The organism is Ruegeria sp. AB6, from assembly GCF_056542685.1.
Genome location: NZ_JBQGAD010000003.1, coordinates 1 through 25,028, shown reverse-complemented (window position 1 = coordinate 25,028; position 25,028 = coordinate 1). Strand labels below are relative to the sequence as shown.

Sequence of the window (25,028 nt, the reverse complement as noted above, 5' to 3'; positions counted from 1 at the left end):
GGTTACGCATGTCCGGGCGCGGCAGCCATGGTCTGAGGTGCGTCAGGCAGTGGAATTGCTTGACCAGGCACAAGAATGGTCCGCAGCGCCTTGTCGGCAAACACCCGTTCCCGCGCGGTGCGGCTTTCGAACCAGGACAGCACCATCGAGGTGGGCATCGCCACCGCCAGGCCGACAGCAGTGGTAATCAGCGCCACCCAGATCCCGCCTGCAAGCAACGACGGGTCAACGGACGAGCCCGCAGATTGCAGGCTCTGAAACGCTTCGATCATGCCCAAAACCGTCCCAAACAGACCCAAAAGCGGGGCCAACTGCGCCACGGTGTCCAGCAAGCGAAACCCACGTTCCAACCCGGCCAGGGCCAGACCGGCCTCGGCATCCAGACGCTGATCCAGGCCGGGGGTTTCGGGCGCGTCCATGGCCACCTCGACCAGCGGGGCCAGATAGCTGCGGCTTTTGGCCAGACGCGCGCGGGCGGTTTGTACGTCGCCGTCATCCCATGCCGCCAGCGCCTGCGACAACACCCGGTGCCGCCCCACGCCCGAGGCTGCAAATTGCCAGAGTTTGTAAAGGGTCACCGCCAGCGTCACCACGGACATCGCAATCAGGATCGCAACAACCGGCCCGCCGAGTTCAAGGATCTGTTCTATTGCCTGTATCATCCCAACACCTCTGTATCGGTCCGGCTGCTCAGCGTCAGGGCCGCGTCACAGATCGGGCTGTCGGCACCGTCTACAAGACAAGAGCTTGTGCCATTGAAGAGCACCTGCCCTACCCCGGCGCAGGTGATACCGGTCAGATCGAACTGACGCACCCGCACGCGATCCTTTGGCATATCGCGGAATGAAAACAGCGTCAGACGCTCGACCGTACCTTCCGCATCGAAGATCACGGTCTGAAAGCTGGCCGTCTCAATCGCGGTGCCGGTGTCGTTTTGCACCACAAAGGTCAGCCGACAGGCCTCACCAGTATCCTGCATAGTGTTGAGTTCGATCTGCAATCCGCCCGTTTGGGACTGATCAGATTGCGCCAACGCTGCAAAAGGCAAAGTGCCGATCAGAACAGCGGCAACTGTCCGGCGGAGAAACAACATGCGCGTGCTCCTGATTTGTTTCTTGCGGTCCGAAGGCCTGCGACGTTCCGCCGACATTCAGTTACACATATCCAACACAGTCCGTAGGTGAAAGCCATCCCGACAGCTTTGTGATTTGACGCAAAGTTCCGCCACCGCGCCGCTCGAGTTACTGCGATGTGACCAGGGCGCAAGCCAGCAGCCATTCCAGCGCGTTGGATTTCATCCCGTGTTCAGCTGTTATGGCGATGCTGCGGCTTTCGAATATCTGTGCATATATTGGCCATTCGTCCTGATTGAATGGATAAATTGCGCCCTCGACCTTTTTAAGTTCCCATTCGTTTAGCTTGCCACCCGCCACGCCAAAGCTGATCTGACCGGGAATGGTTTCATCACCATAGTGGTCGGTCAGCAAAGGGTCGGCAAAGCTGCGCTGACCCAGCCCCTGCACGAAACTGACATTGGCCGGGTTGCAGCCCATCCCGAACCACATACCCTCGACCGCCGCTTCGTATAATTCCGCAGGGATTTTGCCCGTTGCCGCGTATTGCAGCGCAATCTGCCCCGCCCGCCAGTTCGAGCCGGGGCCAAACCGCAGCCATCCCCGCCCCCAAACATAAGAATCCGTGTTGTGAAGCCCGAAATCCTGACCCATCCGCTTGCCGTTCAGGGCGCGGTATTTGATCCAGTTTTCGATCGCGGCAACCAGCTTGGCATCCGTGGCCCGCCCTTCGCGCCCCGCCTTGACGTAGTCTAAATAAGAATTGGCAAAAAACTCTGGTCGCACGCCCTCCAGCGGGGTCTCGGCATGGGGTTCGAACGGGTTGAAATCCTCGAACACCTGCCGCGTGGCGGCATGACCTGTTGCGCGGTATAAGACCGAGGCCGAGGCGATGCGCGCCCGCGAGACATCGGCGCGCGGATCGCCCTGCCCGTCCTCATTTTCAGGCACCGGCTGTTGTTCTGCCCATAGCCAGGCGCGAAGAGCTTCGTCGATCAGCGCATCTCCAAGGGCGGCGTCCCCGCAAACCGTCTTGATCACATGGCCCAGCTTAGCGGCCCCATGGGCAAACCGATACGCAGCCCAGTCCTCTGGCGCATAGGCATACGTCACCTGAACCGGGTTCCACGAGACCGAGCCCAAAATCCCGCTGCTGGAATATTCAACGCCACCGATGATCCCGCCATCCGGCTGCTGCGTGCGCCGCCAGATCGAGGCCCCCCACAGCGCTTCGTGGATCAGATCTGGCAGTACGGTTTCGCCATCCCCCCGGTCCAGGTCATTCTTTCGAGCTGCAACATCACCATGCGTGAAAGGTTTTCCGCTTTCTGGCAGGTTCAGTGCCAAAGCGCGGATATGGGGGTAGGTCTCGACCAGATCGGCCATGTGATAGACCACGTTCATATGCTGGATACGGCGATCCCAGTCACCCGCATCGTGCCAACCGCCCCACGCCTCCGGGTTCGCAGTCATCTGGGACGCGTCGGGGTAGTCTTCGACCCCCAAGGCCTCGGCCTGTTGCGCCAGGGATTTCGCGGCCGAGGCCTTGCCATACCCTTCGCGCGTGTCACCCAGTTTGACGCCGGTCTGCCAGACGGTCAGCCCATCTTCGGGATGACCGTTGCGCGGGCGGGTGCGGCCCTCGCCATAAGGGTCGATAATCGCGCAGCCTGATCTTTGGTGGAAATACCACCGCGCCGCCAGCCGCAACGCCCCGTCATAAACCCTTTGCGTCACATCGAACGGAAACGACTGCCCGACACCGTCGACCTGAATGTAGTACGATCCGATGTGATCAAGGTCCGAGAAATCGGCCTCATATACATCGCAGCCATTATAGTTAAGGTCCTGCCCATGCGGCTCGGACCCCGGTTTGGCCAGTCGCAATCGCCCCGATCGCAGTTCGGCCCCGTCCTCAGTCGAGATCAGGCGCCAAACCGTCTGTTCGGACAACAGCGCATCGGTATTGCCGCCCTGATTGTTCATGTCATGACCCCACCAGCTTCCGACATAGGCCTTTTTAGGGCCTAGTATTGGATAGCCTTGCTGGCAGAGATGGATGGATTCGCTGAAAGTCTCGGCCTGTTTCCGCGCCGCGGTTTTGGTCACAGACGGCCCGTTCAACGAGACAGTCGAACCGTCGGGAATAACGCGGTCCAGCACAAAGGTCAGTTGGTGCCGCTTGGTGCTTTCCCATCGCCTGACACCAATGGCGCGCGTCGCAACAGGGGTGGTTTTTCGATAAAGCGACCGGATCGTCGCGGGCTGGCCGTCGACCTGAACCAGCCATTGCGCGGGCTGGTCGGCCAAGGCGGCGGTCGGCGCCTCTTGAGGGCCTTGGCGAAAACCGCCTTTGCGGCTGCCCTTGGTTATCTGTGGCCATGGAGTAAAAAACTGCGGCTGTGTTTCGCTTTGACGACCCGAGAAATTGCCCTTTTCCCCGTTCAGCTTTCCACGCGCGCCAAAGGCATTGCCCGTATCTAGGGTCCAATTAGCCCGGTCCTGCGCCGTCACGACAACGGGTTGCGGCAGGTCGAACATCGTATCCATCACCGTCAGTTGGACCACGCTATCGCCCAAAAAACCCATAACAGGGTCTGGAAGCTCGCCTGCTGCGACACTGGAAACCAGCGTGTGGGCAAAGGGCGCAGACAAGGCCAGAGCCGTTCCTTGCAGCAATACTGCGCGCCGTGTGAGTCCCATTGGCTGTATTCCTTGCTTCGATGCGACTGTTTTACACCCTACGATCAAGACTGCGAACAAAGCGCCAGATCAATTTTGGGCGAAACAGGCTGTCAGGATACATAATCACTCCGCGCAGCCCTTCCAACAAGGCCACAGGTTTGCGGCCATATTGGAACTGATTGCGGACATTGGACCAATAGCGGTCAATCTCACGCGCGCGCAGCAGACGCCGCAGCTGCGCGCCGAATTTCTGCTGCATCGCGGGATTATTGGCGATCTTTTCGATGCAAGGCGCCATCTGGGTAAACCCCGTGTCGCGGGTCTGAAAATTCGCCCCGGTGGCCACCTGCCGATACAGCAACAGCGCAGGGCCCGGCACCACCTCAAACCGACCTTCCAGCGCGACGCGACTCCAGAACTCCCAATCCTCGCCGTTTTTCAGGCTGGTGTCATAGCCCCCGGCCTGTCGCGCTGCTTGCGTTCTGAGAGCCAGCGCGCCACCATTGACCACATAATTCTTGCGCAAAAGTGCCGCCAATTGATCCTGTTCGGGGATCAGCGCGCGATTGTCCGCGCCGCGCAAATCTTCGCCGTCGACGTTGATCCGCTGAACGCCCGCAACGGCACCAACCGCGTCGCTGTTCGATAGCGATGCGTGGAACCGCTGCAACGCCTCAGAATGCAGCAGATCATCCGCATCCAGAAACAGAACAAACGCGCCACTGGCTTGTTCGAGCCCCAGATTGCGGGCGGCGCTGACGCCTTTTGCCGGGCCTGACACTGGCCGAAACCGGGCATCCTTCTGTGCGTAAGCATCGAAGATGCGTCGTGTGCCGTCGGTTGAGCCGTCATCGATACAGATCACCTCGAACGCGGTTAGGGTTTGGCTGCTGACGCTGTCGAGCGTCTGCGTCACGAACCGTTCCATGTTGCGGGCGGGGATGATGATTGAAAACTCGGGCACGGGGTCGGTCATTTCAGCCGCCTCCGACCCGGTCGACCTGCACGGCCGAAGCGCTGTATTCGGCAAACTCCACCCGCATCAGGGCAGCCAGCATCCCGGCGCCACGATAGATCTCCAACAAGCCCCGATACCATCTGGGTTTCGAGCCGAACCCCAGGCACAGACACATCACACAGCCCCATCCGATGGCACCCACCCCTTTGACCGCACGCATTGCGACGCCTTTGCGCCGGATCAGGGCGATGCGCCCCAGCGTGTTGCCCTTGCGAAACCAGCGCCGTCCCAGCCATTTCAGCGTCGCGCGGTTTTCAGGCACGTCGTCCCAGACCATTGCCTGCGCCGCCGCCCGGATCACACCGCCTGATTGGCGCATGCGCGAAAAAAACTCTTCGTCCTCGCCGCCGGTGATATTGAACCGGGTATCAAAGCGCATGTTGCGGTCGCGAATGACGCGTGCATCGGCCATCGAGTTATTCGTCGCCGCTGACACCAGCGCAGCGCCCTGCTCATACGGCCCCATTCGAAACAGGTTCAGCGCTTCGACCCAGCCCGGCGGAGGGGTTCTGAACCTCGGCTCGACCGGGCCCTGCGCAGCAATCGTGTCCGGCAGTTGCATCGTGTCCAGCATCTGCAGAAGCCATTGGTCCGAGACCGCCTCATCATCATCCAGAAACGCGATATAGTCCGCTTCGGACGGCGCCTCGGCCAGCGTCCGGTTCCGGGCCGAAACAATGCCGCGTGCGGGTTCAATCACATAGATAACCGGCCAACGCGTAAGGGCGTGAATATCCCCTAACTCTGCTTGCGCCGTGGCTTCGGGCGCGTTGTCGGCAATCACGAGCGTCACGCGCGCATCCCGACCCTCAAGTTTTTGCGCGTTCAGACTGTCGATCAGCGCCTTCAGCCCATGAGGCCGCAGGTAGGTTGCGATACAAATGGCAACATGAGGTCGCGTGCTATGGTGGGCATCAGCGCTCATAACCCGCCTGCTCCAGCGCCTGTCCGGCCAACTTGTCGAACCGGGCTTTCTTGCTGTCCGGCCACTCGGCCCAGCGCTTTACCGGGTTGAAATCCGCGGTCTTTGCCTGCGGTTGCCAACGCTGTTCGTTCGCAGCGGTTGAACGCGAGGACCCCCGCACCGGCATCTTGTCGATCTCGGCCCAAGGAAAGCGCGCGGCCTCCAGCCCGATATGGTCCAGCATCTGCTGCACGTGGCTGGGCGTATTGCCGACGATATCCTCGTATCGGACAACCATCGTATCAGCGTTTTCATTAGGGCCGCCGCTGCTGAAACTCAGAATCGCCTCGGCCCCCAAACGCCATTCATCGGCCAATTGGCGGAAATTTTTGCTTCGCAGGGAAAACCGCGAGAACGTTCTGAGCGAGGAGTCCAGCACGTCCCGCCCGTCCCTGAGACACAGGATTATCTTGGCGTCGGGAAAGATATAGCGTGCCAGCGACAGGTCCTGCACATGCGGGCATTTTAGTAGTATATGCTGCCCCTCGGCCTGCGCCTGCAACTCGCGGAACCATGCCCCAGCCAGCATGGCCAGCATGTCATAATGCCCCAGCACTTCCCCATTGCGCGGGAAGTACCGCAGGAAATCACGCGAAAAGGCCGCTGCGTCGCCAGCCGCGTGAAGCAGCGGAAACTCATAGAGCCTGCCGGGATCGGCGGTGACGTCAGGGTGCATTCCCACCAGATCATGCACAAAATTCGTCCCCGAACGGGGCAAAACGCCAAAAATCAGGATCGGAGTACGGATGTCACCGCGCGCCCTGCGCGCAAGGGCGGCAAGATGTGCGCCCTGTTCGGCAGAGACTTGCGGCATGAAATCCCGGCCATCCAGAAACCGGGCCCCCAAAATGCGGCGGGTCATACGCGTGATCTGGTTGATGCGCAGGTCCCCAAAAATCCGTGCTGTATCCCGGACGCCCATATCTTACCCGTGCGTTCCCGTCTTGATCGGTGGCAAAAGTTGCCAAGTGGGCCAAGGTAGATTGTCGCGCCCGAGAAACTGCGCGACAAACTCCATGTCGTCGCGGAATTGCTCGGCCAACATTACGCGAGTTTCGGGTGTGGGCGGCGACACTTTTGTTTTCAGATGCTGTTTATTCATAGCCAGAGCCTGCTTCAAGCCAGGCGCCTTCTTCAACCCTTTGACCAAATCTGCCAACCCAAGCGAACGCAGAACTGAACCACCCTTGCGTAATGCATTCTGAACGGCCTGGTTTTTGTATACGATAGTTTCGTGATGACGTTCAGTGATCGCAGAGGGGTTTTCCTCGGGCGCGACACCCAAATGTGCGCAAATGCGCCGATAGGTTCCCTGAGGATCTTTCGCCACGTCTTCGGACAGCAGGACAAGCAGTGCGCCTTTGTTGAAGTAGTCCAACCAGTTTTGCAGGTTCGCTTTGTAGTGGCTTTGCAGCGTGTAGGCCGGGTTCAGCGGCAGCGCATCTTCGAACGACGTATCGGGCGGAATGTGACCTTTGCGGATCTCGTGCAGATGATTTGAAAACGCCCGTTCGACCGGATCACGCAGAATACAGATCAGCTTGAAGTCGGGGTTATAGTCCCACGCCCGTTGTGCGGCATCGCGACTGTAGAAGTAATTGGGCGAGCATTCGCCCCGGATAACGCCCGGTTCAGCCGAGTCGAAGCGGGATTCATACCACTGAAACCCCAAATCGTAACGGGCATTGAAAAAATTGAGCTCTTTCGTTTCACTGGTCCGCACCGACGGGTGTTCGGAAAGCACATGATGCAGCCACGTGGTGGCTGCTTTTTGGACACCAATCCCGATAAAATTTGTCTTCGTCACTCGCTCACACCTTCGAAAAACAGGCCCTATGGCCCGACACCTTTACCCCTGCCGTCACCGGCGCAAAAACTTTGTGAACACGTCTTTTCTGACGACGATACTCAACGCATGCGGTAGTGTATGCAAGTATCGCTTGAGCAGGTAGCCCGGACCTGTCGCGATACGGTGCAACCACTCCAATCCCATGGACTGCATCCATCGCGGTGCTCGGGCGTAGTCCCCAACCACGTAGTGATAGCACCCTCCACAGGTCACCACCCAGGCGCATTGCGTCAGCTTCGGCGCGATACGGGCGGCAAAATACTGTTCTTTCGGCTTGCCGAGCCCCACCCACAAGATATCCGCACCGCTCGCATTGATATCGGCAATCACCGCCTCTTCATCGGCGGGATCAAAATACCCGTTGCGGCGCCCGGCAATGACAAGACCGGGATACATCTCTTGCAGGCGCGCTGCGCAATCTCGGTTGATCTCTTCGGTCGCGCCCAGCAGGTAAAAGCTGAGACCGTTTTTAGCAGCGACCTTAGCCGCCGAGTGGATAAAATCTGTGGTTGCGGTACGTTCGGGCACCCCGCCCTCTCCGTGCGCCATACGAGACGCCCAGACGACGATCTGGCCATCCGCATGGATGATATCGGCCGAATCCATCACACGGGCAAATCCTTCGTCCGTGGCATAGGTGGATATGGCATGCGCATTCGAGCTGAACACAGTCACCGCACGTGTCAACGCGCCAGATCGCCGTTTGAGCACATCTTCCGCCATTGCTTTGGTCAGGTCTTCATCCCCGGCTTGCGCGACGGGTACCCCTCCGACCAATATGTGCGGCAAGCGCATTTCGACCGTCTTGTTCATCAATACTCGTTCCAAAATCACCAGGTAACACTCGACGCTGGACTCAAAGTAACAGCCGCAGCGATTCTTACTATTAAATTTGAGTTTATCTTCCGTTCATCTTGGAAATTGACCCTACTTCGCACCAATTGCAGGCAAGCCGCACCGAATTAGTCATCAATCCTCCGAAACTTAGCACATTGTTTACGACATATGCGGTTTTCTCTGTTGAATACAGGTTTGTGGGCCTATGTTTTCTGTAGTCCGTGTTTCAGATTGTTAATTAGTTATGACTGATCAGTATCGCCGAGGATTGGATGTTGAATTGACGGGTTTCGGCCAGGCTCCGGCCGGCGATCCCGAACTTAGGGTGTTGTCGAATATCGCGTGGGCGATCCGACGTTCGATCCTGTGGATATTGCTGGTCGGATTTCTGGGCGGGGTGACCGCCTATCTGCTGTCCTACCTGTCGGACACGAAATACACCTCAAGCGCTAAGGTCATGATCGAGACCCGCGTTCAGACCGAAACGCAGTTTACGCCGCAGGTATCGGGCCTGCCCCTTTCCCTGACATCGCTTGAGAGTGAGTTGCAACTTCTGCGCTCGACCGATCTGATCGAAAATGTCGTGGATCGTCTGGAACTGCATACGGATCCGGAATTCTCGGGTGCTGAAACTGGCTTTACCCTTTCTCCTATTGCCTTGGCGCGCCGTTTGAAAAACGGGCTGGTCAGTGCACTCAGCGGGGAGGATGACGCGGACGAGGGTGGCGACAGTGGTCAAACCCTGGAAGAGATGCAGCGCGAAGCGACCATCGAGAAATTGCTGGAGTCACGCCGCATCGAACAGATCGGCGAAACCTCGGCCGTGTACGAAATTCGCGTGTCTGCGAAAACGCCGCAAAAAGCAGCCGTCATCGCCAATAGCCTGGCCAATGAGTACCTATTTGTCCTGACGCGCATGAAACGCGATGATCTAAGCCAGTCGCAGGAATGGTTGGCAACGCGGATCGGTCAGATACGCGAAGACCTGAACAAGCTCATCTCGGATCTTGAGGCACATTCGGTCGAAACGCCTTACTCACCCGAGGAATACGCCACCATCAAGGCACAGCGCATCAAGGCCGAGAAACGCGCCCGGCTGGTAAATGAAGAACTGTTTGTGCTGGATGAACAGACCAACACCATCCAACTGCTCAGGGACAATGACAATGTCGCCGAAGCGGTAGAATTCGCCGTTCAATCGGCGCTGGTACCGCAGAGCACGGCCAATAATTCAGATGACGCGCAAGCGGTTCTGGACAGTGCGTTGGAAGCAGCACAGCGCAAAACGGAAATTCTGAACGGACAGCTGGCCACGCTGAATATCAGCATCAACACGTTCAAGGACCAGCAGGTACGCCAGGTTCAGCATGACTCGGTCACCAAGCGGATCGAGAATGAGATTCTTGTGGCAGAAGCAATCTATCGTGACTTTGTTTCGCAACTGGGGCGCCGGGCCGAACAGGGTGACTACCTGGATGCAGGGGCCCACATTATCGAAACTGCACGCGCTTCGGTCGATCCATCAGAGCCGAAACGGGCGCAAATGGCGATCGGGGTCATGATTGCAATGATCTTTGGCGGCCTGGGTTTTGCCGTGATCCGCGAGCTGTTCCAAACGCGCCTCAGAACCACCTATGAGCTTGAAAGCACCACGGGCGTCAAACTTTCGGCAATCATTCCCGAAGTTCGGAAGGACCCACCCTTTGAAACCTTCTTTACCAATGACGGAAAGCTGGACCCAGAGTTGCTGCATTTCGGGCGTAAGCTTCTGGCCAGCAGCGATATCGGTCTGCGCACCCTACGCAACGAGAGTGAGCTGACCACCTCTCAAGCGGCCGAGTTCTTTACCAAGAATGTCGATAGCAAACACGGCCAGCGCTTTGCCGAGAATGGGTGCATGATCTTTTCAGGCGCGTCAGCGGTACCGGATGAGGGAAAAACATCCGGCCTACTGCTGATCGGGTCGGTCTGCGCGCAAGCCGGATATCGGACGTTGATCATTGACTGCGACACGGTCACTTCCACCTATCGCGACCTGTCGCAACTGTCCGTCGAAGGGTTGAAACACGGGGCAAAGCACCCAGCGTCGTTTCAGGACAACATCGTCAGCACCCCGCAAGACGGACTGGATATCCTGCCGTTGATCGGACCGTTGGAAGACGAGGCTCAGGCCAAAGAAGTGGGTGAATTCCTGTGCTCTCCGGCCTTCCTGAACCTGCTCTATTCGCTGTCCGACATGTATGAAGTGATCCTTCTGGATACACCGCCGTTGTTGCGCGCGGTCGAGTCGGCTTACCTGTCGCAAATCTCGCATCGGGTGATCCTGTTTGCGCGCTGGAACAGCACGCATAAGAACACGGTCCTGCAGGCAATGCGCGAATTGGAAAATGCGGGCGTTCGCCCCTCGGCCCTGGTGGCTACGCGGGTCGATATGAAACAGGTCCGACACTACGGCGACCCGATCCTAGGATAAAAGACCAGTCCAAAGCAAAGGGGCGGCACTCCGACCTCGCAAAACGAAGCGGGCGCGGGTCAAAGACCTCACGCCCGTTGTAAGCCAGCTGCATTTTGGTGCTATTCGGTCAGAGGGACCTCTTGCGTGATCTCCTGCACCGAGACTTCTACGCTGTCACCGGGCAACAACTGGGTCAGTTTGTCTGCACCCAACTGTTGCAGTTGTCCGTCTACCACCCGAAAGATCGTGACCGAGTAGTCAATATCCGTAATCAGGTTTTCGGTTCCGATCTCATCCGACGCGCCCGCCAGATATTTTGAGATCGTATCCATCTGATGCCGCGCATCACGGACGGACAGGCTAGCGGCGCGACGCTCTTGCAACAACCGAAGCGACCGTTCCTGATCATATTGCTCTTGATCGCGTTTCAGACGGGTCAGGATCAGGCTTGTAGCTGCCAGATCCTCTTCAACCTCCAACAAACGGGTTGCAGACAAAACGGTCGTACGGCGCGTATCGGCCATACGGGACCCCGGCGCGAGGCCTTTTTGGACCAGCGCAACGACGCGCGCCTCTTCCTCTTCATCGGCCGCGACAGCCTTGGCAAGCTCTACTTTCTGTTCTTCAAGAATCCGGATCCGCTCGGCCGCCTGAAATTGGGCATCTTCGAAATAGGCGCGCTCACCTGCTTCGTTTTCCTGATTGATGGTGCGAATCCGGACATGTTCTGCCACCAATTCCTTCAAGACCCTGGGAGATATAGAAACACTGGCCTGACTGGGCGGCGCCAGATCCATATCTTGCGCCAACTCGGATGAGGCGCGCCATGCAGTCACCAGCCCCTGTGCGTGTTGCAACGCAGCCTGACCATAGGTGGTCTGCCAGCGCAGCAGTTGGATCGGGTCAATGGTGACATCATCGGCCAGTAGCCGACTTCTAACCCCCCCGGCCAAGGCAACCGCCTCGCGCGCAGTGATGGCGGGGCGAAAGTCGATCTGACCGGTGCGTGCAACATCGCCGCCGATGATAATCGGGCGGTATCCATTGCGGGCGATCTCGATCTCATCTCCGTCCAACTGGATGATATAGATCTCGCCATTCTGGTCATATTGCTTGACGATCTTGCCCGCTGCGTCCTGACGTACCAACTGCTCCAGCGCATCCGTCGACAGACCTTGCGCTTGGAACTGGCCCAGCCATTGCAGGTTGACCTCGCCATGGGCATCAATCGCCGCTTCGAAGGACAGATCTTGCAAACCCGTCAAAGTCACACGGACCTTGTCACCTGGCTCAAGGTTGAAATCCGCCGCCGCCGACATTGGCATCGCTAGCAGGGTGCACAATCCGAGCGCGCGGTACGCGGTGGACAGGCGCAACGCTGGGTTTCTAAATCTGCGTTTCATAAGCCATCATCCTATCGTCGGTCAGTTCGGGATCAGCAGCCGGTTCCATTGCAAACGGCACCGATCGTGCGGAACAGGATTTTCAGATCGTACCAGAAGCCCAGATTTCGCGCATAGTCGCTGTCGAAGATCGCCCTATGCGAGAACTCAACCTCGTTGCGTTCGGACACCTGCCACAAGCCGGTGATCCCTGGCTTCATCAGCGTGTATTCGCGCCCCGGATACAATTCCTGCTGCTGCGGCATCATCGGACGTGGGCCGACAAGGCTCATGTCGCCGATCAGAACATTCCAAAGCTGAGGCAACTCATCCAACGAGGTCATACGGATGAATCGACCGAATTTTGTGACCCTCGGATCGTTGTCCAGCTTTTGCTTTGTTTCCCATTCGGACGCAGCGGTTGGATTTTCGGCCAAATGTTTCTGAAGTTGAAACTCTGCGTCAGAAACCATCGACCGGAACTTGAGGAAGTCGAACTCGCGACCGCCGATTCCAACACGGCTTTGGCGATAGATGGCAGGTCCGCCATCCAGCTTCACCAAGACGGCAATCACTAACATGACCGGCAGCACAAACGGCAGACCGATTAGAACCAACAAAATATCCAGCAAACGCTTGCCTTTGACAGCGTAGAAGCTCCGCAAATTGGAGAACTCGTCACAGACCTTAATAGAACTTTGGTTTGGTTTATAAATTTCCGATTCTTCTAATTGGAAAGAACCTCGTATTTGGTTCATAATAACCCCCAAAAACTAACACAACGGACTAAAATCACGCCAACAAGTCTTCCAGCCGCGCAACACACCCGCTTGGGAATCTGCCCCAAAAAACAAGGCAAAGACCCAACGATTGACTACTATCCGCTCAATAGATTTGGGGAACGCCGCACACGAACGCGACAACCCACCCTTTGTTTTCTCCCGACTCACACATGATGTGCGGTCAGGATTTTTACCCCGCTAGATACTCGCACTAATGGTCTGATGTGACAACGATTTTGTTAACCACCTGTTAACAAAACGACCACAATTTCGTGAACATGCTAAGTAAATTGACACGCTGCCTTAAAAATGGGCTGAACTTCACCCAAAACAAACCGCTGAGGCCAGTCCAAACAAGCCTTGCCGCCCTTCGCGTATTGTCCCTGCGCTGAGCAGGGATTTTGTCAGTTTCCAGTTTTAACGGCGGATTTCTCAGCGATCTTCACGCGCAACCTTCCGTTGAATAGAAAATGAAGTCCGGCGATCAGAGCCGGAGCACTGCATCCGATCAGGAAGCTGAAGATCACGGCCTGAATTAGGCCTGTGCCAGTTAGAAGAAATGCCACAAAACACATTGCGGCAACCAGCGGACCTGACAGTAAATACAATATGACCATCGGTTTTGCTCTTGGTTTATGCGTCGTTTCTGCGTCTGCCTACCCTGAAACCAGAATGTGTGTTTTTTGGGGCAACTGTTGGAAAATATAGTTTCCCAAAGTCAAACAGTCGCGGGGTAACACATCAAATTGATCTCAAGTTCATCATATCATCATATTTTCAGGACCACGATATCCCTTTAGCCGGGATTCAAAATTCATTGTGCCAGTGGGCAAATTTGCGCCACCCGGCCCACTCGAATCTGTCGGTCTTCAGTTAAGAAGTTGTTAACGCTGAATTACTTCGAAGAGGGAAATCCGCTTGCGGACGCCCAGCCACGTATCTTCCGCCATGCTGCGGCAGCTGCCGTCTGATGCAGGCATGCGAAAACCACGAACATCACGACAGCTGAAAGCGAAAGCAGCGCAAATTGTAACACGATTCCACCCGACTCAGCTGCGAGAACCGCCAGAGGTGCGAAAGCAACAGCTCCAGCGGCGGCTTTGAATATCTCTGGCACGGGCACTGCAATGGGGTCGATGCGACGGCCAATATGATAGTAGGCCAGAAAACTCAGCAATCCGCTGATCAAAAAGGCAACGGCGGCACCCGGTGGACCCAGAAGGTAGATGAAGACGAAAGATAGCGCGACATGCACAGCCAGCGAACACAAGGTAATGGTCAATTGCAGCCCAGTCTTTTTGGCGCGCGAGAAGGCAAAGCTAAAATACGCCCCCTGCAACCCGAACGTAAATGAGGCTATCGCCAGAACCCGCAGATACCCTGTGGTTCGGTCGGCAAATTCAGGGTCGAACAGCAGATTGGCAAAAACGCTTGCCGCACAGATCAGCGCGGCCACGATGGGCACCGCAATCAGCATCAGAAACGAGAAATACCGCTCCAGCACCGCGTCTGACGATTGCGCGCCGCGTTTTTCTAGCGCCTCGAATATCGACGGACCCCATACGCGGGACAGGGTCTCCATCGGAAGGCGCACAGTTCGGGAGGCCAAGGTTTGCGCCGCCGCGAAATAGCCCGCGTAGTCCATCCCCGCAAAGACGGCCAGCAAGGATTGCGTTGACATCGCAAAGAATGTGGCGGTGGAGGAGACCACAGCCACGGGAAACCCGAATAGAAGATAGGTTTTCAGCACCGCCCCTTTTGGCCGCGCCACGCCCGAGCGGCGCAGCGTTACCGCCAGTGCATAGGCCCCGGTCAGTGCTGCGCCCAGGGACATGCCAATCAGCGCGCTTTTGTAACCGCCACCGGTCAGAACAAATCCGACCGCAAGCGAAACGCCCAGCCCATGGCGCAGCAAGGTAACGGCTGCGTATTTCGGCCCCTCGTGGTACTGGCGCAGGCAGGCGGTTCCTAGTTCGTGCATCGCGTGGCTGATGCAATAGATCGCCGCAAAGAAAAGGCCGTCGATCCATCCACCAGGCAGGATGACCGACACCAGAGCTGCCAGAACGAACAGCGCCACAGCCAGGATCGCAGCCGTCGACAGGGACATGGCGATGGTTTTGCCTTCGAATTCCGGCGTGTGGTGGAATCGTCCGATCGCAATCGCCAACCAATGGAAGGTGAACGAAAACATCAGATTCCCAAGCAACAGGGTCAGCGTATAACGTCCGAAATCCGCAGGCCCCAGAACGCGGGTCATCACGACAAGGATCGCAATCGCAATCACCGCAGACATCATTCTGGGCACGAAAAACCACGTCATCGCAGGTCGGACCTTAGAAACGACAGATGAAAACTCATAAACAATCCCAATCGCCCGGTCGACACGCCGCACATCCGCCGACCTTTCGCCTGTCTGGCTACTGTGACACCCGCCCGTCGAATGTACAGATGGTTTTTGGATCATACGCCGCGCACATAATTCATTTGCCGGGTCCACCGCGGCCGTGGCAAACTTTACCGAGTGATTAAAACCGGTGGAAAAATTCAAGCTGTCGACCCGATGAGGCGCGCCAATTCCTACCGCAAATTCTTTGGATAGACCTTACGCCGCGATGACGCCCCTGACCCGACAGACACAATACCAGCAACAATCCGGCGCAGCCTTCCATCATTGGATTCTGGCCGCCTGTCTGGTGATCATGCTGTTGGTTGGCACCGATGTGGTCTCGATCGTGCTGTGGCAAATGGGGCTGGCCAAGAAGATTGAAATCGTGCTGCTGATACCGATCATGGGCATCACGTTGCTGTATTATCGCCACTTGATCCGGGGCATGACGGCCTCACCCGAGATCACGCTGTTGATCTGTTTGACTGTCTTATCAATCACCTGGAGCGATTTTCCCGCCTATTCAATCGAGCGTCTCGTTCCCTTGATCGTGACGTCCGGGTTTGCCATCGCTTTGGGTAGCATGATGTCCATGCGTGGGCTTTTGATCTTTCTCGCCATCTATTTCGGGAGCTCGATGGTCCTGTCGATGGGCGCAATCATGACCCTGCCGCAAGCACGTGGTATCCCGCCCTGGGGGGACACCTGGAACGGGATCTATGCCCACAAAAACGGGCTGGGACTGGCGGCAATGACGGCGATGCTGACGTGCTACTATGCGTCGCGACAATTCACAGGGCGGCTGAAAACCGTCTTTATGATCGGCGCCCTGCTGGGTGTCTTTTTGCTGATCGCCTCAGAATCGCGCACCTCTCAGGTCATCGGGCTGATCACGATGTCGGCGCTTTTGATCAGTCAGATCGTTCCGCGATTGGAAACAATTTGGGCCATAGGCTTCATTTTGTTTGCATTTCTCTTTGTCGGTACGATTGCCTTCCTATTGGCCTCACCGATTGCCGAGCCTTTGTTTGCGCTGATCGGACGCAAACCCACCCTGTCTGAACGCATCCCGATCTGGGAGCTGGTCTGGCCCAATGTTAAAGAGCGGTTCTGGTTGGGCTGGGGTTATCTAGCCCATTGGAATGAAAACGCACCACACCTGCGGTTCTACGCCAGCAAGGGAGAGCTGGGGTTCCTGCCGCATTATTCGCATAACGGGTTGCTTGAGACCTTCTTGAATGCCGGTTTTATCGGCGTGGCCCTTCTATTTTTGGGTCTAATGAGGTTCTTTTTCTCGGTTTTCTACTGCATGCGCCACATCCCGCAGCGCGATCCGTTCGTATTCGTGTTTGTTCTGGGTATGATGTACCTGTTCTCGAACATCACCGAGAGCACGCTTCTTAGTCGGATGAGTTCCAGTTGGATTTTCTTCCTGGCCTACACGACCAAAATGAATCTGGTCGCCCGCGCGCTGCGGGCCGATGCACGGGCCCACTATGAACTCCAGAACAGAACGCGCCGCGCTTCCCAATTCGTGTCAAAACCCACGTGAATGTTGCGACTTTTTTCTAAGCAAAGGGTAATTTCGGACCCTATGCAGTTGCAGAAAGATTGACAGGCGCACGGTGGGTAGTGTGGACTCTGGCCATTCGCGTATCGAGATCAATTTCGATTCAAAGGTATTTGGGGGAGGCCCAGTTGAAGACAGCAATATTCGCAGGCGGTAAGGGCTCTCGCCTGATAGAAGAAACCCGCATTCGTCCCAAGCCATTGGTGGAAATCGCCAACCGGCCGATCCTCTGGCACATCATGCAGCATTATTCGACCTATGGTCATCATGAATTCGTGCTGGCCCTTGGGTATATGGGCGATCTGATCAAGCAGTACATGTCCGATCTGTGTCAACATGACGGGAACCTGAGGATCGACTTTGCCAAGCGCGAGTTGTTTGGCGAACCTGAATACCGGAACCCCGCGCTGGACGCTCAAATGCCGCCTTGGACCGTGGATTTGATCGACACTGGCGTCGACACGATGACAGGCGGGCGTCTGGCTCGGCTACAGCCCTATCTGGGGAACGAGACCTTCATGCTGACCTATGGGGACGGCGTGTCAAACGTAGATCTGGACGCGCTGCTGGCCTTTCACCGGTCGCACGGCAAGCTGGCTACGATCACTATGGTGCGTCCCCTGACCACGTTCGGGCATCTTCAGGTGCGCGAGGATGGTCTGGTCGAAGGGTTCATGGAAAAGCCCGAAACCGCCGCAGATTGGATCAATGGCGGCTTCTTTGTTCTAGAGCCGGAAGTGTTCGACGCCGTCGCCAGTGTAAATGGCGACGAAATCATGTGGGAAGAAGGCCCCTTGCCCAAGCTGATGGAGCTGGGAGAGCTGATGGCCTATCGCCATCCCGGCTTCTGGTACTGCATGGACCACCTCGCCGACAAACGCCGTTTGGAAGATATGTGGAAGAACGGCAATCGCCCCTGGGCCACGTGGGAACAAGGCAACGGGCCGACGAACGGCTCGACCCGCCTGACCGGCGACGGTCATCGCCCCGGCATTGGCCGAGGCGGAAATCCGGGGGACTGGGTCCGCTACAAGTCCCTGTAAGCGTTTCGAATTAAACTGCCTGGAGCGTCTCAAGAACGGTCCGGGCACCGCGTTCACCGGATTTGAACGCCTCATCTGTCCACTGATAACCCCACTCGCCGAACCGTCCGACATAGGTGATGCCGACCTCGTCCAGCCATTTGTGGACGATCGGCAGCGCCTCTTCCCGGTCCAGATCGAAGATGATGTTGGCGTGCGTAATCAGACGCGCATCCTTGTGCAGGATTTCTTCATCCTCGGTGATCAACCCGATCTTGACCAGATCATCAATCACCGGCTGAATCAGATCCTCGGGCGCGACATCCAGCGGTCTGTATTTGTTGGAATAATAGCATTCGGCCTGAACAGAACCACATCCCGGCGGGCAGGTCTTGGTGGACATTTTGTGCGGGAAGCTGAGGCGGGTAAAGACGATGTCCTCGTCGTAGATATAAGTCCAGGTAGCCGGGGTAAAATCATCGCGCGCAAGGCCGATATTCACCGTCACACAAGTGGTGCAGGCCAGCTTGGCAGCCGCGTCCAGAACCGATTGCGGCGCGCCTTTGACCATCGGGATCAGGTCCGGCAGCGGGATGGAGGAGATCAGCTTGTCATAGCTCTCGGTCACACCATTTTCGAACCGGACCGTTTTGGCCACCGGATCAATCGCCACCACCTTGTGATCCAGATGCAGATCGGTTTTTTCCATGAAAGGCTTGAGGTATGAGATAAAGCCCCCCTCGGTCGGATACCGGAAGTCGGTGATATAGTGGACATCCGGCGTTTCGGCGAAAACCGCGCCTCGGATCACTTCTTCCATCGAGGGGCGATATAGGCGCGGGCCCATCCAGACGGTACTCATCTGATCGGCGTCCACGGTGTGATATTTCTTGCCGTAAACCGCCGGGAAATGCGTACCGAAGGTTTCCCCAAAGACCGAGATCAGCCATTCCAGATAATTCGCAGGCTTCTCGACCACTTCCTGTTTGGACGCCTCGATGAAATCCAGAATGCACTGGGTTTTCAGCTCATCCGGAAGATTGTGCAGATTGGCCTGCGCCGGGTGCTTGACCCAGGCCCCGTGGTAATAGTTGTTCACGTAAGCCTGCAGTTTTTCGTATTTGCCGTCCACGTTACTGGCAAACAGATCTTGAATACGCGGGTCTTTCGAGAAGGAAATATGCGGACCGTCGTCGAAGATGAAGCCGCTGTCATGGGCAAAGGTTGCCGTATGACCGCCGGGAAAAGCGTTTTTGTCATACATCCGGCTTGAAACGCCCGCGCCATGCAGATGATGGGCCGCGCCCAGACCAGCCATGCCGGACCCAAGGATAATGATGTTCTCGTCACTCATATCAGGTTTCTTTCGCAATCTCGCGGCGCCACCAGGCAATGGTGTCCGCAACTCCGGTTTCCAAAGTGAATTTCGGGGACCAGCCTAGCTCGGTCCGCAATCGGGTATTGTTGGCCTCGACCAGAGGCGGGTCGCCCGGCCGGGCTTCGCGCGCGCCAAGACGCACCAGGTCTTCGGCACCAATCTGACGGGCGATTTCAAGGATCAGGTCAGACAGAGGGATGGCCGTGCCGCTGCCGATATTGACCGGACCTTCAAGGTCGCTGTTTAGCAGGGCCACCATCGCGCTGGCAACATCGTCGACATGCAGGAAATCTCGTTTCTGCCGCCCATGGGTGCACAGGGCTTCGCGCCCTTGCAACAACGAGATCACCACATCCGCCGCCAATCGCCGTGGGTTCTCACCCGGCCCGTACAGAAAGAAGGGTCGCGCCCAGGCCCCCGACAGATCCAGCGCGCCACACATCTTTTCAAAAGTGGTAGCCAACCCCGCCTTGGCCGCGCCGTATTCAGTTGCCGGTGTCAGGGGTGTCTCGCGCTCATGCAGCTTGATCGGTTTGGACCAATCATATTCCATGCACGACCCGCAAAATGTAACCCGCTGCCCGCCCGCCTGTGCAAAGGCGAATAACAGGTCGATCGAATGCTGCACCCAGCGGAAATTCTCCAACGCTTGCTGGTTTCCCGGCCCCATATACCAAGCCAATGCCAATAGGTGTGTGGGTCGGTGCTGGTCCAACACCGCTTGGATCGCCGCGGTGTCAGTCGTATCAGCGTTGATCCAGGTCACGTCGCCGGAGACTTGCGGGGGTGGACCACTTCGATATGTGGCGATGACTCGGCACCCGGCAGTGGCGAGCTGACGAACGCAAGCGCGTCCGATAAATCCCGCTGCACCCGTGACCAGAACCGTTGGTTTTTTCTGTTTCAAACTCATCATGGCTGGGGATACTATCTTGCGGAGCTTTCAGGAAATCAGACTGGATTGAGCGGCCAGGTCGCATCTGTTTCAGAAACAGTAGATGCAAAAAATGGACATTGTGCACCCGGTGCAGAGGCGTCAATTCGAATCCCTCGGCCAATCTCCGTGCTTTTGAATGTGGTGGAGGAACTAAACGCCTGCGCAAACGTCAGTATTAGACCCCGCACGCAAAGCCAAATCGTCCTATGGGAAACAACGCCAGCAGGCCGCAAGGGGCAATCCGTGAAAATCATTAAACACCCGCCTTTATCAACGGCACCCAACCAAAAACAACCCGCGCGACACGTGGTCAGAAATCAAACAAAATTTACCCTGCCTAAGATTCTACAAACTAGGCCGGCCCCCAAAAACTTAAACACAGACAGCCTGATTTTCCACAATTTTCGGACTTTCCTTGGGGTGTTTGCCGGTGACGCTGAACAAGTGTGCAAGCGCAGGATCGGAAAAAACCTTTGGAAGCTTGGCCGCCATATGAGATAGTTTGGCCTTATTTTGTGTCAAAGGATCAAGCGGTTGACCAGTTCCTCAGTTTCCACCACCGCCTCGCGCGATATGCTGATATTCTCTCAACGCAGATTGAACGACAACGTTTCGCGCTGTTCGGGGTTCGAATTCGAAGACGTTCTGACCGAAATAGAAGCGGTCGACATCGTGGCCCCAGCCCGAAAACGGGACCGGTCGCTGCCTTATGATCCCAAACGCTGGCTGTCCAAACGAACAGATCTGTTCCGGCACTGGCCGTCTGGTGCGCAGAAAGTGACGCTGCAAAAGGACTATGACATCTTTGTTTGCGACGTCCAGAAACCGCAGGAGCTGCTGACGCTGGATGCGATCCCGAACTGGCGCGAACACTGCGGTCTGGCCGTCTGTGTGCTGGAAGAGGTCTGGAGCAAGGACCTGCACGTACACCTGCCTCTGGTCCGGTCTCTCGCCGAGTTCGACCTGATCGCCTGCGCCTTTGCCGAGGCCTGCGACGCCCTGCATCGCATCACCGGCAAACCGGTGATTCACCTGCCTGGTGCTGCGGATATGGTCCGGTTTGCGCCAACCTCTCTTTCCGCTGAGCGACCCATAGATATCTATTGCATGGGACGCAGACGGCCCGAGCTGCATGACCGTTTACTCAAGGCAATCAAGGATCGCGGGGGCTTCTATCTATATGATACTGCAACAAAACCTCCGACCACGGCGCAACACGCGGTGCATCGGGATTTGCTGGCAAATCTGGTTCAGCATTCGAAACTGTTCATGGTGGATATCGCCAAGATCGGCCATGCCGATCAGAAAAAAGGCAATATTGCCTGGGGTCCCCGCCATGTTGAGGGCATTGCCGGTGGGGCCGCTCAGGTCGGCTATGCGCCGGACTCGGATGACTATCGGCAGTATTTCGATTGGCCAGAATCCGTGTTCCGCCTGTCCGAGGATCCCGACGAGGCCATTGACCAGATCGTCGGGTTGTTGGAAACGCCGGGTAAGCTCGATCAGATGCGGCGGGTTAACATGGCCCAAGCCCTGAACAAACACGATTGGCTGCACCGTTGGGCGCAAATTCTTGAAAAGCTGGGTCTGCCGGAATCAGATGGGATGGCACACAGACGGCAAGTGCTGTCCAGCATGTCTGAAACCCTGCTACGCGCAGACACAGCCCAAACGGCCTAGGCCCTTGTTTGTCGGTAGATGGAGGAAAGTTCGTGGGGCGGCATGTGGCACTCAATACCCCTTCAAAGCCAGTCAGAAAAACCAGTATGTGCTAAAATAAACATGCCGCCCACCCAAGCAGGATGACATTGTGGCAAAATTGTGTCCACGATTCTTGGGGAAACTTATTGTTCGCTTTCTGGAAACGATGACTCACTCCCGAATCAATTGGTTCCCGCAAGGGCAAAAAAACCCGCTCCCGCACCATCTCGGCCCACTTTTTAACGGGCATGTGGAGCGAAGGGTGTGATCGCCCCCTCAGGCCAGTTCCAGTTTTTTCTTCAACGGGCCGCTGTTTTTGACAATGACGGCCTGCACCGGTTCGGACACGCCCTGGATCGTGATGCCGCCGGTCTTACCCAGCATGTCAGGAATACCCAGGCCGCACATCTCATGCATATAGGTTGAATAGACGATCCCGGCCTCGATTTTATTGGTGACAGTCTCGAAAGCCTCGGCAATGATCGACACATTGCCAATCGCCGTCACCGGGCTGGGTGCTGCTTGGTCTGAGGTCTTGCCCACCCGTCCGATAATGGCCCGGCCCGAGTGCACCCCAATCCCGATCTTCAGCGGCTCAACAAGATGCTGACTAAGGCTGCCTTGCGTCTCTTGAACCAGCAACTGGCACTTGGCCGCTGCATAAAGCGCAGAGCGCGCGGCCTGGGTTTTGTGCGTCTCAAGTCCGAAAACAGCCGTCAGCCCGTCATTGGTGAACTTGTCGATATGGCCATTCTGCTCTTCGATCTGTTCTACCACCATGTCCAAAAGCTGGTTGAGGACAAAAATGACGTCATAGGGCAGTGACTTGTCCACGAATGGGCGGAAATCCTTGATCTTGAGGTTCAACACGCTGACCTCACGCTCGACCCCCCAGCCGAACGGATCGGATTTCAACGGAGTCGATGCGGCGCGCTGAGGCTGGATGATTGGGCGCAGGCTGACATCTCCGTTCACGCGCGCCTGACAGGCAAGGCGCATGTTCGGTTCCGCGTTGATCTTGTCGAGAAGTTTGCGTTCGGCCGGGCCGATCGGGCTGAGGCCATCCTGCTCGGACAGAACCACTACCCGGCAGGTTGAACACCGCGCCCGCCCGCCACAGACCGACAGGTGATCAATCCCGTTGTCGCGGCTGACATCCAGAATGGTCTTTCCGGGGGCCGCATCCACGGTCAGCCCTTCGCCATAAGTCACGCGCACCTTGCGGCGCAGATTCTGGCCCAGCAAAAACAGAACGAACAGGGACAGCAGCGCGCACAGAATGATCACCACCCAGCCCTGCGCAATCGCCTGATATTCGGAAACGGCAGCGCGCACCTCGGTCAGGCGCAAGGCCAGTTCTGTCGCCTCTGCCCCGTTCGGATCAAGGCTGAGGCGCAACACCTCGCGCTTGGCCGCTGTCATCCATCCGGCCATTGCCACGATCGGCACGGCCACCGCCAGCGGCAAGAGCACCAACAGGCCATTCTTGTACCAATGCTTCGGTCGAAGCCAGAAATGCACGCCAATCAGCCCGTGCCCCCAGACCAGCAACATCAGCGCATTCTGTTTGATCGCCGCAACCGGCCATAGCAGCGACAGTTCCTGCAAATAGCTGACGGGCACGCCAGTCAGCAACTCGGACCCGCGGGTGACGATGATATGGCTGACAAGCCAATAGGGAATGGCCAGCCCCAAAATGATCTGAAACCAGCGCCAGAACGGCATTTTCAAGCTTCGGATGCTGAGGATCGAGACCGCGCCCAACAGCACATGCACAGCCAGGGCGCCATAGAGCAGAACCGTTCCGGGGACCGAGCTCCAGATCGCGGACATAACGGCCAGCATCCGGTCCATCCACTCCAGCGACACCAGCCCCAGACCGTGGTTGATAAAATGCCCCGTTGCATAGGCCATCAGCACCAGCCCCGACCACAACCGGGCCTGCTGAGTCACGGTTCCTCGCCCGTTGGCTTTGATCTCTCGATGTCTGACGGCCATCTTCAACGCCCCTGATCAATCGCTTGTTTCGTAATCACCTAAAATGGCTGACACGCAGGGGTAGAGGATTATTCACCACAAATCCGTTTTCGCCTTCACGTTCAGGTGTGGTCTTCGTGTGGAAAGAACAGCGGGTTACGCGCCATGCCGCTTAAGCCTCAGTTTTTTTGGCCTTGGCAGTCCTATTGGCAACGTCACGCTTCGTTCAGGAAGGGCGCAAAAAAGGGGCCGCCGGTATCGGCAGCCCCCTAATTTTACTTGTCAGACCGGCCTTACAGAAGGAACAGATCGTCGTCCGGTAGCAAATGTTCCAGCAGATCAGCGACGCTCAGATCCAAAAGCTGGTCAGCAATATCCAGCGCTTCGGTCTGAGCCCCGTTCAAAACCAAAAGCTCGGCTTCGTCTTCTTGGGTCAGCTCATCGGCATCGGTTTCGTCTGTGAACTCGAACATATCCCAGTCACGGGTGTCGACAAAAGCAACGCTTTCCTGGGGCTGAGCGGCAATTCTGGGCTCGCCCGGACCAGTCGTGCCGCTGCCGTCGATATCGTCACCATAGAAGATTTCGACATCGGCAACGTTGTCGACGGCGTTCCCGCCCACCACGGCCCCCTGATCGTTCAGGATCCACTCATAATACGTTTCACCTACATCAGTTTTCCACAGCAGACGATATCCGCCCTCATTGGTCTCTTCGACATGGATCGCGCTCCAGCCTTCAATCCTGTCTGGTCCAACAGCGCTACCCCCTTCGGTCACGCCAACACTGCCATTGATCAGATAGCCGCTTGCGGTCGAAACCGCCAACGTAGTCGCACCGTCGGATTCGATCGGAGTCGTCACATGGCCGATAGTGTCGTCATCGTTGAGGTCCACATCGTAGAACGCTTCGATATCCGCAACGTTGTCGACGGCGTTCCCGCCCACCACGGCCCCCTGATCGTTCAGGATCCACTCATAATACGTTTCACCTACATCAGTTTTCCACA

The 25,028-nt window shown here is 56.9% G+C and carries 19 protein-coding genes; 4 read left to right on the top strand and 15 right to left on the bottom strand.

What is annotated here, in order from left to right:
- Window positions 1-2 precede the first annotated feature (2 nt).
- From ACR0DB_RS08055 to ACR0DB_RS08020, 8 genes are all read right to left on the bottom strand, one after another.
- A complete protein-coding gene (locus tag ACR0DB_RS08055) occupies window positions 3-662 on the bottom strand; it encodes a MotA/TolQ/ExbB proton channel family protein (protein WP_170785314.1) in 660 nt (219 codons plus the stop codon).
- The gene (locus ACR0DB_RS08050; protein WP_480550000.1) at window positions 659-1,093 is read right to left on the bottom strand and encodes a hypothetical protein; all 435 of its coding nucleotides are present in this window, start codon (window positions 1,091-1,093) and stop codon (window positions 659-661) included. Before ACR0DB_RS08050 ends, ACR0DB_RS08055 begins: the two co-directional genes overlap by 4 nt.
- Before the next feature lie 148 nt (window positions 1,094-1,241).
- Window positions 1,242-3,776, bottom strand: coding sequence for a glycoside hydrolase family 9 protein (locus tag ACR0DB_RS08045; RefSeq protein WP_480549998.1), 2,535 nt, complete (start codon window positions 3,774-3,776; stop codon window positions 1,242-1,244).
- 31 nt (window positions 3,777-3,807) lie between these two features.
- Window positions 3,808-4,734 carry a glycosyltransferase family 2 protein gene (locus ACR0DB_RS08040; RefSeq protein ID WP_170785320.1) on the bottom strand — a complete coding sequence of 309 codons (927 nt, stop codon included), beginning with the start codon at window positions 4,732-4,734 and terminating at the stop codon, window positions 3,808-3,810.
- 1 nt (window position 4,735) lies between these two features.
- The gene (locus ACR0DB_RS08035) at window positions 4,736-5,701 is read right to left on the bottom strand and encodes a glycosyltransferase family 2 protein (protein ID WP_480549996.1); all 966 of its coding nucleotides are present in this window, start codon (window positions 5,699-5,701) and stop codon (window positions 4,736-4,738) included.
- Window positions 5,691-6,662 carry a sulfotransferase family protein gene (locus ACR0DB_RS08030; protein WP_480549994.1) on the bottom strand — a complete coding sequence of 324 codons (972 nt, stop codon included), beginning with the start codon at window positions 6,660-6,662 and terminating at the stop codon, window positions 5,691-5,693. The genes ACR0DB_RS08035 and ACR0DB_RS08030 overlap by 11 nt, the downstream gene beginning before the upstream one ends.
- A 3-nt stretch (window positions 6,663-6,665) precedes the next feature.
- Window positions 6,666-7,547, bottom strand: coding sequence for a sulfotransferase family protein (locus ACR0DB_RS08025; RefSeq protein WP_480549992.1), 882 nt, complete (start codon window positions 7,545-7,547; stop codon window positions 6,666-6,668).
- A 54-nt stretch (window positions 7,548-7,601) separates the two neighbouring features.
- Window positions 7,602-8,402 carry a WecB/TagA/CpsF family glycosyltransferase gene (locus ACR0DB_RS08020; RefSeq protein WP_170773028.1) on the bottom strand — a complete coding sequence of 267 codons (801 nt, stop codon included), beginning with the start codon at window positions 8,400-8,402 and terminating at the stop codon, window positions 7,602-7,604.
- A gap of 304 nt (window positions 8,403-8,706) precedes the next feature.
- Between ACR0DB_RS08020 and ACR0DB_RS08015 the strand changes: the two genes are divergently transcribed.
- Window positions 8,707-10,899: a GumC family protein gene (locus tag ACR0DB_RS08015; RefSeq protein ID WP_480549990.1), complete on the top strand. Its 2,193-nt coding sequence runs from the start codon at window positions 8,707-8,709 to the stop codon at window positions 10,897-10,899.
- Between the two features lie 101 nt (window positions 10,900-11,000).
- On the opposite strand, the gene ACR0DB_RS08010 is transcribed toward ACR0DB_RS08015, so the two are convergent.
- The 3 genes from ACR0DB_RS08010 to ACR0DB_RS08000 form a co-directional block, all read right to left on the bottom strand.
- Window positions 11,001-12,284, bottom strand: coding sequence for a polysaccharide biosynthesis/export family protein (locus tag ACR0DB_RS08010; RefSeq protein WP_480503513.1), 1,284 nt, complete (start codon window positions 12,282-12,284; stop codon window positions 11,001-11,003).
- Between the two features lie 32 nt (window positions 12,285-12,316).
- A complete protein-coding gene (locus ACR0DB_RS08005) occupies window positions 12,317-12,928 on the bottom strand; it encodes a sugar transferase (RefSeq protein ID WP_237215821.1) in 612 nt (203 codons plus the stop codon).
- 1,012 nt (window positions 12,929-13,940) lie between these two features.
- Window positions 13,941-15,368, bottom strand: a complete 1,428-nt coding sequence (locus ACR0DB_RS08000; protein ID WP_480549988.1) for an oligosaccharide flippase family protein — start codon at window positions 15,366-15,368, stop codon at window positions 13,941-13,943.
- 292 nt (window positions 15,369-15,660) lie between these two features.
- Here ACR0DB_RS08000 and ACR0DB_RS07995 point away from each other — a divergent pair, with 292 nt between their 5' ends.
- Together ACR0DB_RS07995 and ACR0DB_RS07990 are read left to right on the top strand one after the other, a co-directional pair.
- Window positions 15,661-16,986 carry an O-antigen ligase family protein gene (locus ACR0DB_RS07995; RefSeq protein ID WP_480549986.1) on the top strand — a complete coding sequence of 442 codons (1,326 nt, stop codon included), beginning with the start codon at window positions 15,661-15,663 and terminating at the stop codon, window positions 16,984-16,986.
- A 146-nt stretch (window positions 16,987-17,132) separates the two neighbouring features.
- Window positions 17,133-18,047, top strand: coding sequence for a sugar phosphate nucleotidyltransferase (locus tag ACR0DB_RS07990; protein WP_170789463.1), 915 nt, complete (start codon window positions 17,133-17,135; stop codon window positions 18,045-18,047).
- Between the two features lie 10 nt (window positions 18,048-18,057).
- Here ACR0DB_RS07990 and ACR0DB_RS07985 read toward each other — a convergent pair whose 3' ends face one another.
- Window positions 18,058-19,380: a protoporphyrinogen/coproporphyrinogen oxidase gene (locus tag ACR0DB_RS07985; protein WP_170789462.1), complete on the bottom strand. Its 1,323-nt coding sequence runs from the start codon at window positions 19,378-19,380 to the stop codon at window positions 18,058-18,060.
- 1 nt (window position 19,381) lies between these two features.
- Window positions 19,382-20,317: an NAD-dependent epimerase/dehydratase family protein gene (locus ACR0DB_RS07980; protein WP_480550518.1), complete on the bottom strand. Its 936-nt coding sequence runs from the start codon at window positions 20,315-20,317 to the stop codon at window positions 19,382-19,384.
- A 558-nt stretch (window positions 20,318-20,875) separates the two neighbouring features.
- Here ACR0DB_RS07980 and ACR0DB_RS07975 point away from each other — a divergent pair.
- Window positions 20,876-22,021 carry a glycosyltransferase gene (locus tag ACR0DB_RS07975; RefSeq protein WP_480549984.1) on the top strand — a complete coding sequence of 382 codons (1,146 nt, stop codon included), beginning with the start codon at window positions 20,876-20,878 and terminating at the stop codon, window positions 22,019-22,021.
- Window positions 22,022-22,318: 297 nt separating this feature from the next.
- Here ACR0DB_RS07975 and ACR0DB_RS07970 read toward each other — a convergent pair whose 3' ends face one another.
- Together ACR0DB_RS07970 and ACR0DB_RS07965 are read right to left on the bottom strand one after the other, a co-directional pair.
- Window positions 22,319-24,040 (bottom strand): adenylate/guanylate cyclase domain-containing protein, encoded by a 1,722-nt coding sequence (locus ACR0DB_RS07970; protein WP_480549982.1) that lies wholly within the window; start codon window positions 24,038-24,040, stop codon window positions 22,319-22,321.
- A 272-nt stretch (window positions 24,041-24,312) separates the two neighbouring features.
- The coding region (locus tag ACR0DB_RS07965; protein ID WP_480549980.1) for a hypothetical protein at window positions 24,313-25,028 on the bottom strand (716 nt) is incomplete at its 5' end.

Coding starts and splice junctions, on each gene's coding strand:
- ACR0DB_RS08055 (WP_170785314.1), bottom strand. CDS start 662: ATGATACAGGCAATAGAACAGATCCTTGAACTCGGCGGGCCGGTTGTT.
- ACR0DB_RS08050 (WP_480550000.1), bottom strand. CDS start 1,093: ATGTTGTTTCTCCGCCGGACAGTTGCCGCTGTTCTGATCGGCACTTTG.
- ACR0DB_RS08045 (WP_480549998.1), bottom strand. CDS start 3,776: ATGGGACTCACACGGCGCGCAGTATTGCTGCAAGGAACGGCTCTGGCC.
- ACR0DB_RS08040 (WP_170785320.1), bottom strand. CDS start 4,734: ATGACCGACCCCGTGCCCGAGTTTTCAATCATCATCCCCGCCCGCAAC.
- ACR0DB_RS08035 (WP_480549996.1), bottom strand. CDS start 5,701: ATGAGCGCTGATGCCCACCATAGCACGCGACCTCATGTTGCCATTTGT.
- ACR0DB_RS08030 (WP_480549994.1), bottom strand. CDS start 6,662: ATGGGCGTCCGGGATACAGCACGGATTTTTGGGGACCTGCGCATCAAC.
- ACR0DB_RS08020 (WP_170773028.1), bottom strand. CDS start 8,402: ATGAACAAGACGGTCGAAATGCGCTTGCCGCACATATTGGTCGGAGGG.
- ACR0DB_RS08010 (WP_480503513.1), bottom strand. CDS start 12,284: ATGAAACGCAGATTTAGAAACCCAGCGTTGCGCCTGTCCACCGCGTAC.
- ACR0DB_RS08000 (WP_480549988.1), bottom strand. CDS start 15,368: ATGACGTGGTTTTTCGTGCCCAGAATGATGTCTGCGGTGATTGCGATT.
- ACR0DB_RS07995 (WP_480549986.1), top strand. CDS start 15,661: ATGACGCCCCTGACCCGACAGACACAATACCAGCAACAATCCGGCGCA.
- ACR0DB_RS07985 (WP_170789462.1), bottom strand. CDS start 19,380: ATGAGTGACGAGAACATCATTATCCTTGGGTCCGGCATGGCTGGTCTG.
- ACR0DB_RS07980 (WP_480550518.1), bottom strand. CDS start 20,317: ATGAGTTTGAAACAGAAAAAACCAACGGTTCTGGTCACGGGTGCAGCG.
- ACR0DB_RS07970 (WP_480549982.1), bottom strand. CDS start 24,040: ATGGCCGTCAGACATCGAGAGATCAAAGCCAACGGGCGAGGAACCGTG.